The organism is Mesorhizobium hunchu (assembly GCF_040081975.1).
Lineage (GTDB): Bacteria > Pseudomonadota > Alphaproteobacteria > Rhizobiales > Rhizobiaceae > Mesorhizobium > Mesorhizobium hunchu.
In genome coordinates, this window is the sequence record NZ_JBEBMG010000015.1 from 1 (window position 1) to 12,022 (window position 12,022).

The window sequence follows — 12,022 nt, forward strand, 5'->3', positions numbered from 1 at the left end:
CCTCGTCGCCGCCAGGCGCAACCCCGTCCTCAAAGCCTTCCGCGACAGGCTGGTCATGGCCGGAAAGCCGAAAATGGTGGCCATCATCGCCGTCGCCCGAAAGCTCCTCACCATCCTCAACGCCATCATCCGGGACCAAAAGCCGTGGCAACCAACTTGATTTCCAAGACAGTCGCTCCCCACAAGGGGGAGGGGGACTGGGGCGCGGCAGCGCTACAGTATGCCAACGTTGGGGATTTCAGATGAAGCGGTTGTGTCGGCATCCCCCTCCCCCTTGTGGGGAGGGGCTAGGGGTGGGGGTGCTGGACAATGGAAATGATGCAGGTCTCCATCAATCCTGCCGCTCCCGCCCGAAAGCCACACGCAACTCGTCCTTCGCGTCTTCCAGGACTTTTTTCTGTTTGTCCGAAAGGTTCCTGCCGGCGCGGTTGATGTAGAAATTGAGCATCGACATGGCCGACTGGAACGGTTCCGCCTTGCGGCGGTGGCTGTGTTCGGCCGAGCGCTTGAGCGAAGCGGCGATCTCCTTCGGATCGCGCTTCTCGAAGACCTTATCCTCCAGGTCCAGCGCGTTGCTGTGCCCGGTCACGCCGGCGGACCATTTTTCCTTGTGTTCGGTAGCCATGAGGCTTTCCTTTCTCCCTCACGTCTCAATGAATGCGCGGCCGGACGGGTTCCTTAAAACGGCTGGAGCGACCGCTTTCCGCCGCTGGCGCTGACGCCAACCGTGCCGCGCACCGATAATGGCCTCTCACCACTGGAGCGGTTTTCATGGCGAAGGCGGACACCCTGGCTGCCGGCGCGTCGCCGATCGACGGCCCCTACGCCTGGCTGCGGCTCGGCATCTCGGTCGTCATGGCGACGATCGGCGGGGCCGGCATGTGGGCCGTGGTGGTCGTCCTGCCGCAGGTGCAGGCCGAATTCGGCGTCGATCGCGCCAACGCATCGCTGCCCTACACCGCGACCATGATCGGCTTCGCGGCTGGCAACGTGCTTGTCGGTCGCGCCATCGACCGGTTCGGCTACTGGCGCCCGGCGCTGATGACCTCGATCGGCCTTTCGGCGGGTTTTGTGCTTGCCTCGCTGACCCAATCGATCGTCCAGTTCGCGCTGGTGCAGGGTGTGCTGATCGGCGTCGGCTGCTCGGCCATCTTCGGGCCTCTGATCGCCGACATCTCCCACTGGTTCGACCGTCATCGCGGACTGGCGGTCACGGGCGCGGCATCCGGCAATTATTTCGCGGGCGCCTTCTGGCCGTCCGTCATGCCGCATTTCATGACCGAGTTCGGCTGGCGCTCCACCTATGCGGCCATCGGCATCGTGTGTCTCGTCACCATGGTTCCGCTCATCCTGCTGTTGCGCCGCCCGGCGCCCCGCATTGTGGAGGGGCAGACACCGTCCGCCAGGCGGGTCAGGCCCATCGCGCTGTCGCCCTCGGCGCTGCAGATGCTGCTGATTGTGGCGGGCGTCGGGTGCTGCGTGGCCATGTCGATGCCGCAGGTGCATATCGTCGCCTACTGCATGGATCTCGGCTTCGGCATGGCGCATGGCGCGGACATGCTGGCGATCATGCTGGCGGCGGGGGTGATCAGCCGTATCGGCTCCGGCTTCCTGGCCGACCGCATCGGCGCGGTGCAGACGCTGTTCATCGGCTCGGCGCTGCAATGCCTGTCGCTGGCGCTCTACATTCCCTTCGACGGACTGGCTTCGCTCTATGTCGTGTCGCTGGTGTTCGGTCTGTCGCAGGGCGGCATCGTGCCCTGCTACGCGATCATCGTGCGCGACTACATGCCGGCCAGCGAGGCCGGCCGGCGCGTCGGGCTGGTGATGATGGCGACGATCTTCGGCATGGCGCTCGGCGGCTGGATGTCGGGCTGGATCTACGACATGACCGGTTCCTACACGGCCGCTTTCCTCAACGGCATCGCATGGAACCTGCTCAATCTGGCCGTGATCGGATCGTTGCTGTGGCGGACGCGCCGCCCGCAGCTCGCCGCCTGAGCCACGCTATTCCACGAAGACCTTGACGCTGGCCGCACGGCCGGCGGCGTCGATGACGGTGAGCGTCGAATAGCCGGCGCCGTCCGGCTGCCAGGTGGCGGTGCGCGTGCGGTCCAACCCGACCAGCGGCTTGCCGTTGGCCAGCCAACGGAACGGCGCGCGGCCGCCTTGCAGTTTCAGCACCAGCGGGCTCTGCTGGTCGGTCGAGGCGGCGAGGTCGACACGCGCGCCGTCCGGCGGGAAGACGATACGCGGAGCGGATTCGGAAACGCCGGCCACCGATGGCCCGCCGACCGGACCGAAGCGGGCGAGCGTCACCGGCAGGTCCTCGGATCGGGGGCGCAGCACGCCGGCTGGCTGCGCCGGCAGCGGCACGGCGGCGAGACCGGAGCGGACGAAACCGTCAAACAATATGGGTGCGGCCGAGACATAGCCCGACAGGCCGGGCACCGCGCTGGCATCGGCGCGACCGACCCAGACTCCCAGCACATAGCGTCCGTCGTAGCCGACCGACCAGGCGTCGCGGTAACCGTAGGAAGTGCCGGTCTTGTAGGCGATGCCGCGCGGCGCGGCGCCCTGCGGCGGGCGCATCCCGCCCAGGATGTCGGCGATCTGCCAGTTGGCCGGGGCGTCGAGGATGGTGGCGGCAGCGTCGGTCACCGGTATCCTTTCCGTGCCGTCGCGCAGCGCGTGGACCTTTCCGCCGTTCGCCAGCCCCGTGTAGAGCTGGACGAGATCGCGCAGGGTGATGCCGACGCCGCCCAGGCCGATGGCCAGCCCCGGCGCTTCGTTGAGCGGAAGGGTCGGATTGACGCCGGCCTGGTGGAAGCGGGCGATCAGCCGTGCCGGGCCGACCGCGTCGAGCACCCGCACCGCCGGCACGTTGAGCGACAACTGCAAGGCCTGGCGGATGGTCACGTCGCCCTGGTAGCCCATGTCGAAGTTCCTCGGCCGGTAGCCGCCGAAGTCGGCCGGGCTGTCCTCGATCATCGTCTCCTGCGCGATCATGCCCTGCTCGAAGGCGAGCCCGTAGATGAAGGGTTTTAGCGTCGAGCCCGGCGAGCGCAGCACCCGCGTCATGTCGATCCAGCCGGAGCGGCGGGAATCGAAATAGTCGGCGGAACCGACCTCGCCCAGAATGTCGCCGGTGCGCGAATCCGCCAGCACCAGGGCGACCGACAGTTTCGGGCCGAGTTTCCGGGCAGCGTCGCGGGCAACGGCCTCCAGCCCCCGCTGGACGCTCTTCCTGATGGTGAGCTGCGGCGCTGTGCCGGGCGTCGCATTCCTCAGCGCCAGATCGGCGGCGTGGGCGGCGAGCGCGGGCAGGGCGCGCCGCGTTTGCGGCACCGGATCGAGCGCGGCGCGGGCGGCTTCGCGCTCCGACAGGTTCCCGGCCGAGACCATGCGTTGCAACACCCGGTCGCGCGCGGCCAGCGCGGTCTTGGGGTTGCGGTCCGGCCGACGCTTTTCCGGCAGTTGCGGCAGCGCCACCAGCATGGCCTCCTCGGAAACCGTCAGCCGTTTCGGCTCCTTGCCGAAATAGGCGAGCGAGGCGGCGCGCACGCCCTCCAGATTGCCGCCATAGGGCGCGAGTGTCAGGTAGCGCTCGAGGATTTCTCGCTTGGAGAGCCGCCGCTCGATCTGGATCGCGCGCAGCACCTGCTTGATCTTCGAGGCGAAGGAGCGGCTGTCGCGTGGCTCGATCAGGCGGGCCAGCTGCATGGAGAGCGTGGAGCCGCCCGACACGATGCGGTGGTTGGCGACGAGTTGCAGCGCGGCGCGGCCGATGGCGAGGACATCGACGCCGTGGTGGTCCCAGAAGCGCTTGTCCTCATAGGCGACCAGCATGTCGACGAAACCTTTGTCGACCTGGTCGAGCCTTGTATCGAGGCGCCAGTAGCCGTCCGGCGTGGCGAAGGCGCGCAGCAGCTGGCCATCGCGGTCGAGCACCTCTGCCGACGTCGCCGCCTGGGCGTCGAGCGGCGGCGGGTAGGCACGGTCGAGCTGCCAGAGGGCGGCGAGGAAGAGGGCGAGCAGGGTGGCGCCGGCCGCGGTGCCGATGGCGAGCTTGCGGAGGATTTTTCGGGAAGGCATGGCGCTGCGCCTCACCCTTGCTTGCTGGTCGTAGGCCTTAGGGCAACGACATATGTCGGCTCACCCCCACCCCTAACCCCTCCCCACAAGGGGGAGGGGGACTCTGCGGTAGTGCCATGAAACATCGACGTTGGCGATCTTGGGGCTCGCGGTAGCGTCAGCGTCTCCCTCCCCCTTGTGGGGAGGGGACAGGGGTGGGGGTGCATAGCCGTTGAACGTCCAGCCATCGGCTTGCCGGTGAGGACGCCGCTACGGCGCCTTCACCTCCATCATGCCGGTGGCGGTGCGGGCCGCGTATTGCGGGCGGTACATGTCCTGCACGCTCGCCGCCGGGTGGGCGTAGACGCCTGGCGTCACCGCCCGCACGACATAGGCCAGCATGATGTCGCGGCTGTCCTCGTTCGGGTTGAAGGCGGCGACGAAGCGGTCGTCGCGGAATTCGAGATGCGCCGCGTCGGTCTGCGCCAGCCACGAGAAATTGGCGAGCTGGGCGCTGGAGACGAGGCTCGGATTGTCGATCTCGAAACCGCCGGGCAGAAGGTCCGTGACCAGCACGCGCTGCGGCCAGTCGTTGTTCTCATGTACCTTGAGCACGACGACGAAGCGCTCGTTCTGGCTGACTTCCGAGACATTGGCCTCGGTGCCGTCGAGCCGGTAGTAGGTGCGCTCGATCGTATAGCCGTCGCCGCCGGCCGGCAGCGGCTGGGCCGGCGCCGCCACCGTGGTGACGACGGCCTGCAGGGCCTGGCTGCCATTGTTGGCGACCGTGACCGGGTTCGCCAGCAGCGCGTCGCCGCTCATCTGCTCCGACCACGCGCCGCTGTGCGGCTGGCCGTCGACAGTGAGCTTGATCGAGTCGTTGCCGTCCTTGAGCGCGCGCGCGGCCAGCAGCATCCACGCCTCGTCCTGCGTGCTCGTCCAGCGTTTGACCGCGCGTTCGTTCTCCACGAGCTTGATGAGGTCCGGCACAACGGAGGGGACGGGCCTGGACTCCGCCGCCAGCGCAAGCATGGCGGCGCCGTCACGCAGATCCGAGCCGTAATCGGAGCGATACCAGTCGTAGTTGGGCGTCTCGTTGGCGAGCTGGAGGGCAGCCTGGAAGGTCTGCTCGGAACGCTGCGCATCGCCGTAGAGCGCAAGCGCGGCACCGAGCTGGGCCACCGCCATCGGGCTGGTGAAGGCTTCGAGCTGCGTGTCGGCATAGTAGCGCAGGTCGCCGACGGAGGCCTTCTTGTTGCGGGCGAGCACGTAGAGCGCATAGGCGATGTCGCTGCCGCGGTCCTGCACGTCCTGGTCGTAGCCGAGCGAGTTCTGCAAGTTGTTCAGTGCTCGGTCGATCGCCTCGCGCGGCACCTCGTATTTCTGCTCGCGCGCCCTGGTCAGGAAGTCGGTGACGTAGGAATCGAGCCACAGGTCACCTGAGCCCGGCCCCCACAGGCCGAAGCTGCCGCCCGACGCCTGGTAGCTCAGCACCCGATAGACCGCTTCCTGGACCCGGTCGTGCAGGTTCGGATCGGAGGCGATGCCGTAGCCCTTCGCCATGTCGTTGACATAGAGAAGCGGCAGCGCGCGGCTGGTCGTCTGCTCGGCACAGCCATAGGGATAGCGGTCGAGCGACATGAGCAGCGACGGCACGTCGAAGGCCGCCGCCTGCGAAACGCCGACGCTGACGGAAGCGCCTTCCAGCAGGCTCGCCGCCAGAAGCTCCCTGTCGACGCGCAACGCGCCGCCATTGCCTTTCAGATCGACCACGAGGCGGGTGGTGATGGGCAGTTGCGACGGGCGGATCGGCAGCGCCAGCGTCTGTTCGATGTCCGGTCCGCCCTCGTGCGAGAGTCTTACGGTAATCGAGGAATCCCCTGCCGAGACGCCGATCAGCGGCACCGAGAAGGTCTGACGCTTGCCGGAGGCCAGCGTCAGTTTTTCGGGCACGCCGTCGCTGCCGACCGAGAGGCCGCCGGTGGCGTCGACCGACACGGCATAGTCGCCGTCCGGCGCGTCGGTGTTGGCGACGTCGACGCGCATGGTCGCCGAATCGCCGGGCGCCAGGAAACGCGGCAGGCCGGCCGTCAGCACGACGGGATCGCGCACGATCACGTCCTTCACCGCATGGCCGACGGCCTGCTTCGTCCAGGCCACGGCCATGACGCGGACGGTGCCGTTGAACTGCGGAATATCGAAATCGACGACAGCCTTGCCGTCGGCGTCGAGTTGCACCGGACCGGAGAAGAAGGCGACCAGCTTTTCGGTCGGCGGGCTGCCCTGGCTCTGCATGGCCGCGCCGTCGCCGCCGGTGCGCAGGCGCCCGGTCGCGCCGAGCGAGCCGTCGATCAGACGGCCGTAGAGGTCGCGCAGCTCGAGCCCCATCATGCGCTGGCCGAAGAACCAGTCCTCCGGGTTGGGCGGCTGGTAGTTGGTGAGGTTGAGGATGCCGACGTCGACGGCGGCGACCATGACATAGGCATTCTCACCCTGCTTCGCGCCGGCGACCGATACCGGGACCGACAGCGTCTGCCGGGGTTCGGTCTTTTCGGGCGGCGTCAGGGTCACGTCGAGCTGCTTCTCGCCGGGATCGACTTTAAGCCACTTCACGCCGATGGCGCGCGCCGGCATGCGCGTTTCCTGTCCATCGCCGGGGCGGAAGAGCGTCGCGGTGACATAGGCGCCGGCGCCCCAGTCGTCGCCGACCGGCACGTCCACCGTGCCGCCGTTCGCCGGAATGTCGGCGGTAAAGGTCTTGAGCAGCCTGTCGGCCCCGACGGTGACCAGAAGCTGGCCGGCATAATGCGGCGAGACCTTCAATCTGGCGACTTCGCCGGGCTGGTAGCTGTCCTTGTCCAGCGCGATCTCCAGTGCGTCGGGCGTCTCGGTCGAGGTGGCCGAGACATACCAGCCGCCGTCGAAGGCGTAGCTGGTGGCCGGGCCTTCCGGATCGGTCGTCTCGACCTGGAGGCGATAGCGACCCCAGTCCACCGGCAGCGAAAGCTCTGCCTCGCCGTTTTCATCGATGTCGACGGTGCCGTTGGCGATCGACTTGGTGAATTCGACCGGCTCGTAGTTCCACGAGCCGCCGCTGCGATACCATTGGTAATTGCGATCGATGCGCACCAGCGTCCACAGCGCGCCCTTCAGCGCCTCGCGCTTGCCGTCCGGATCGACGGCGATGAGCGAGAACTTCGCCGTGCCGCCCTGCGGCACCTCGTCGTCGGCGAAGTCGGGCCTGATGCCGATCATGTGGCCGGTCGGGCGGATGCCGATGTCGAGCGAGCGCTCGACGGCGCGGCCGCCGGTCTCGCGCATGCGCACGGTCACCTTGGCGTTGACCAGCTTGGTGGTGGAGGGGACCTGATCGAAGGCGACCGGAAAGCTCGCCTTGCCGTCGTCGCCGACTACCGGCAGGCCGGTCAGCGGGGTGACGCTGGGCTCGGCCGTCTGCTCGTCGTCGAGGCCGAAGGCGAAGCCCTTGAAGCGGTCCCAGTCGCGGGTCGCGGAAAGCGTCGTCTCGCCCTCCAGCGCGAGGCCAGCGGCAGGCGCGCCGTAGAGGAAGCGGCCATCGACGGTGACGTTGGCGGTCTCGCCCTGCGCGATCTCCTTCTTGTCCGAGGTCAGGTCGAACTCGATGCGATCGGGCACGAAGTCCTCGACCAGGAACATCTGACTGGCGACGGGAGACTGCTTCGGATCGGTGTAGATCGAAACGGTCCAGGTGCCGCGCATGGCGTTCGGCTCGAGCGGCAGGTCGACCGCGCGGCCGCCGGCATCGTTTCCGTCGGAGACCACGCGGCGCGCCTCGACGCCGTCGGGCCGCGTGAAGATGAAGGTAAGCGGCAGGTTCTCCACCGCGTCGGCGGCGCCGTCGCGGGCAAGGGCCGCGACATGCACGTCCTCGCCGGCGCGGTAGATGCCGCGCTCGGTCCAGGCGTAGACGTCGAGCGCGCCGGGCGCAGCGCGGCCCTCGACGCCACGGTCGGAGAGGTCGAAGCCGGCCTTGGTCATGTCGAGGAAGACGAAATCCTGGTCGCCCTTCTTCGCCATCAGGACGGCCGGCACCATGCCGCCCTCGCCGCGCGTCAGGCCGGGCTTGAAGGTGGCGCGGCCGTCGGCGTCGGTGGTGGCGGTGCCGAGGATCTCGTTGTTGCGGGCGAGCAGGGTGAGTTCCGCGCCCTCGATCGGCTTGGCGGTGCCGAGCGAGCGGGCGAAGACGTTGAGCCCGTCCTGGCCGGTATAGGTGGAGAGGCCGATGTCGGAGACGACGAACCACTGGGTGGCGCGGGAATTGTATTCCTCGCTGTGGTCGTCCACCGGCTGGGCGGTCAGCACATAGACGCCCGGCTTGCGCTCGGGCAGCGCCTCGTCGACGGGGAAGGAGGTGGTGACTTCCTTGTTGAGGTCGCCGGCGATGTCCATCTTGCCCTCCCAGACGGGCTCGCCCATCTGGTCGGTGATCGAGGAGATGTCGTAGCCGTCGAGCTGGTGGAGGAACTGGTAGCCGGACAGGAGCTGCGCCAGCGAGCGGTCGCCGATGCGGTAGAGCTTCATGTCGGCGACGTTCATGTTGACGCTGACCAGCGGGATGCCGCGGCGTGCGCCGGCCGGCAGCACGAAGCTGTCGCCGGTGAAGCGCGCGGACGGGGCGCGGTCCTGCACATAGATGGACAGTACCACCGGCGCGGAGATGACCTCGCCGATCGCCGCCGGCAGGCCGGGGCGGAAGGTCACCTGATAGTGCTGGCCGTGCTCCAGGCCCTCGACGCAGATCTGCCGATCCTTGGCCTCGATGCCCTTCGGCGCGCCGCCGTCGACGGTGACGAACTGGCTGTAGTCGACGCCGGTCTTGACCAGGTCCTCGGAGAACTGCGCGCAGATGCGCGGCGCGGAGGTGTCGGCATCGACAGTGTGGTCGACAATGCGGAAGCCTTTCCGCGCCTTGAGGTCTTCATAATCGGCGCGCACGGATGCCGAGTTCACCAGCGCGAGGCTCGCTTCATAGGCCTGGATGGCGGGACGGTAGGTGTCGCGGCGATCGAGGCCGCCGGCCAGCAGCGCCAGCACTTCGGCGCGGTTGGCGGCGGTGCGGGTCAATTTGTATGCGTTGAAGGCGGCGGAGGTGCCGTTGGCCTGCAGGGTCGCGGTTTCCGAGCCGCCGGACGGCTGGACGAGCAGGGTCTCATGGGCGAGCCTGGTCCACAATGCGCCGTCGTCGGGCAGGATCGAAACGGCCTGCTCGTATTTCTGCATGGCGGTGCGGTGGTCGCCGGCCAGCGCCGCCTGCTCGGCCGCGTCGACCAGCCCGTTCATGCCTTCGGTCGGCTTGGTGAAGCCGGGACCGAGGATGAAATTGCGGTATTGCTGGGCCTGGTCCGCCATCCATGAGGGGAAGAAGGCGAGGTCCGGCGGCGCGCCGATGTCGGGATCGCCATTGACCGGCACGACCTTGCCGGCGATGGCGCCGTTGAAGGTCTTCAGCGTGTTGAAATCCGATTTCAGGAAGCACCACTTGGCCTTCTTGTTGTAGGTAAAGGCGCGGCAGGAGGGATCGCCGAGACAGGTGGTGCCGCACTGATCGAGCGTCACGTTCTGCGTCGAGCGCAGGTCGAAGCCGAAATAATCAGAATTGTCGGTCGTGACGATTCGCCGGGCTTCGGCCGCCTGGGCGGCGCCGATGGACGCCAGCAGACAGAAAAGCAAAGAGACAAAACGTGCCGCGCGCATTGCCATGACACCCCTCCAGGACATTGCTCTCCCGGCATGTTCAAGCTCAGGTTGCGCTTGTCAATGCGGGGGCGGGCGGCTATCGCCCATTGTCGAGAGCCTCCGGCCCGTCGCCGGCGGCATTCGGCCTGCATTACGGGCGTTGGATCACACTTTCTTGCCATGGCATAAAAGGTGTGAGTTCCAAGCCCGGCTCAATTCAGACAATTGAATTGAGGCTCCTTTACGAGCGCTTCAGAAGTTGCGTTCAATTTTAGGCTTTGCAACCCTGGGTCCGGCGTGACGGTAAAGTTGGTGAGGAGTGTTGTCGGTCTTGTACCCAGGCGCATCGTGTTGCGCGCGCTGGCATGCGCACTGCTTTGCTCGTCGGTTCTCGTCGTTCAGAACCGCAGCGCGGCCGCTTTCGAGATTTTCGGCCTCAAGCTGTGGGGATCGGACGAGGACGAGGATGCCGATATCGCCAATCCGCTGCGCTATGCGGTGACGATCAACGTCGTGGGCGCCGACGACGATCTCGAGAAGAAGCTTGAAAACGTTTCCGGGTTGAAGGCCGACGAGGATCATCCGGTGTCGGGTTCGCTCGGCCTGCTCGCCAAGGCGCGTTCGGAGCGCGAGCAGCTTGTGGCCGCGCTCTACGGCGAGGCCCGCTACGACGGGGTGGTGACGGTCGAAATCCAGGGCAAGGACATCGACGCCCTGCCGCCGGATGCCGAGTTCACCGGACCACAACCCATTCCGGTCACGGTAACGATCGATCCCGGCCAGCGCTTCACGCTCGGCAATATCCAGTTGAAGGGCGACGCGGCTGGCCTGATGAGCGCCGACTACGGGCTCATCACCGGTGGCGACGCCAGTTCCGGCGCCATCCTGAAAGCAGAGGCGCTGATCGTGCGCGCGCTGAAGGACGAGGGCAGGCCGCTTGCCAAGGTGACGGACCGCGAGGTCGTGGCCGATCATAAGAGCCTGACCGCCGACGTGACGCTGACCGTGGCGGCAGGGCCGATCGCGGGTTATGGCGACACCAGCGTCGACGGCACGGAAGCCGTCGACCGCGATTTCACCCGCTACATGACCGGGTTGAAGCCAGGTGAGCAGTATTCGCCCGACGAGATCGACGAGGCGCGCGACCGGCTGTTGGGCCTCGAGGTCTTCAACAGCGTGACCGTGAAGGAAGCGGACAAGCTCGACCCGCAAGGCAACATTCCCATCAATGTCGAGGTGAGCGAGCGCAAGTTCCGCTATTTCGGGCTCGGCGCGACCGCCTCGAACACCGACGGCCTCGGCTTCGAGGGTTATTGGGGCCACCGCAACCTGTTCGGCCATGCCGAGAAGCTGAAATTCGACGGCTCCATCAGCGGCATCGGCGCCCAGGACATCTCGAAGCTGAACTACAATGCCGGCGTCATGTTCGAGAAACCCGGCGTCGTCGGGCCGGCGTCGAAATTCTACGCCAACCTCAAGACGGTGTTCGAGCACCCAGACGCCTACGACCGTTTTTCGGTCAGAGGCGAAACCGGCCTGTCCTACGAGTTGAGCAAATACCAGACGGTTTCGGCCGGGGTCGCGCTCGAATATTCAAAGATAGAGGACAACCTCGATCCCGATCCGCAGAAATACCTGATCGCCTCGCTGCCGCTGCAATATGTCTGGGACAATCGCGACGACAAGCTGAACCCGACCAAGGGTTTCCGGTTCCTGGGCTATGCGGAGCCAAGCTACGACCTTCTGGGAGGCGCCGTATTCCTCAAGCTGAAGGGCGAGGGGTCGGTCTACCAGACGCTCGACGACGCCGGCCGCTTCGTCGCCGCCGGGCGGCTGGCGATGGGGTCCATCCTCGGCGCCTCACTGCAGGAGGTTCCGGCGGACCGCCGCTTCTATGCCGGCGGTGGCGGATCGGTGCGCGGCTATGCCTATCAGGGCATCGGGCCGAAAGACTCCGACGATGATCCGATCGGCGGCCTGTCCTGGTTCGAGACCTCCGCCGAATTGCGTTACCAGGTGACCGATTCCATCGGCATCGTGCCCTTCGTCGATGCCGGAACGGTCTCGGTAAAACAGTTCCCCGATTTCTCGGACGTGAAGGTGGGCGCGGGCGTCGGCCTGCGCTACATCACGCCGTTCGGGCCGTTGCGCATCGATGCGGCGGTGCCGCTCAATCCGGATCGCGGCGATCCGAGTTTCGGCATCTATGCCGGCATCGGGCAGGCGTTCTGAC

The 12,022-nt window shown here is 66.9% G+C and carries 5 protein-coding genes and 1 pseudogene; 3 read left to right on the top strand and 3 right to left on the bottom strand.

Features of this window, described 5'->3' with window-relative positions; translation table 11 throughout:
- Positions 1-160: pseudogene (locus ABMA46_RS19565) on the top strand (IS110 family transposase); the annotation flags it as partial.
- Positions 161-331: 171 nt separating this feature from the next.
- Here the strand turns inward: ABMA46_RS19565 and ABMA46_RS19570 are convergent.
- Positions 332-625 carry a DUF3175 domain-containing protein gene (locus ABMA46_RS19570; protein ID WP_349001686.1) on the bottom strand — a complete coding sequence of 98 codons (294 nt, stop codon included), beginning with the start codon at positions 623-625 and terminating at the stop codon, positions 332-334.
- Positions 626-771: 146 nt separating this feature from the next.
- Between ABMA46_RS19570 and ABMA46_RS19575 the strand changes: the two genes are divergently transcribed.
- Positions 772-2,001 (top strand): MFS transporter, encoded by a 1,230-nt coding sequence (locus ABMA46_RS19575; protein ID WP_349001687.1) that lies wholly within the window; start codon positions 772-774, stop codon positions 1,999-2,001.
- 6 nt (positions 2,002-2,007) lie between these two features.
- On the opposite strand, the gene pbpC is transcribed toward ABMA46_RS19575, so the two are convergent.
- A complete protein-coding gene (gene pbpC, locus ABMA46_RS19580; protein ID WP_349001688.1) occupies positions 2,008-4,095 on the bottom strand; it encodes a penicillin-binding protein 1C in 2,088 nt (695 codons plus the stop codon).
- Positions 4,096-4,344: 249 nt separating this feature from the next.
- Positions 4,345-9,813: an alpha-2-macroglobulin family protein gene (locus ABMA46_RS19585; protein ID WP_349001689.1), complete on the bottom strand. Its 5,469-nt coding sequence runs from the start codon at positions 9,811-9,813 to the stop codon at positions 4,345-4,347.
- Positions 9,814-10,137: 324 nt separating this feature from the next.
- Between ABMA46_RS19585 and ABMA46_RS19590 the strand changes: the two genes are divergently transcribed.
- Positions 10,138-12,021, top strand: a complete 1,884-nt coding sequence (locus ABMA46_RS19590) for an autotransporter assembly complex protein TamA (RefSeq protein ID WP_349001729.1) — start codon at positions 10,138-10,140, stop codon at positions 12,019-12,021.
- The last annotated feature ends 1 nt before the right edge of the window (position 12,022 follow it).

What these genes read in the sequence shown, in the direction of transcription:
- ABMA46_RS19570 (WP_349001686.1), bottom strand. Translation starts at nt 625, where the DNA reads ATGGCTACCGAACACAAGGAAAAATGGTCCGCCGGCGTGACCGGGCAC.
- ABMA46_RS19575 (WP_349001687.1), top strand. Translation starts at nt 772, where the DNA reads ATGGCGAAGGCGGACACCCTGGCTGCCGGCGCGTCGCCGATCGACGGC.
- pbpC (WP_349001688.1), bottom strand. Translation starts at nt 4,095, where the DNA reads ATGCCTTCCCGAAAAATCCTCCGCAAGCTCGCCATCGGCACCGCGGCC.
- ABMA46_RS19585 (WP_349001689.1), bottom strand. Translation starts at nt 9,813, where the DNA reads ATGGCAATGCGCGCGGCACGTTTTGTCTCTTTGCTTTTCTGTCTGCTG.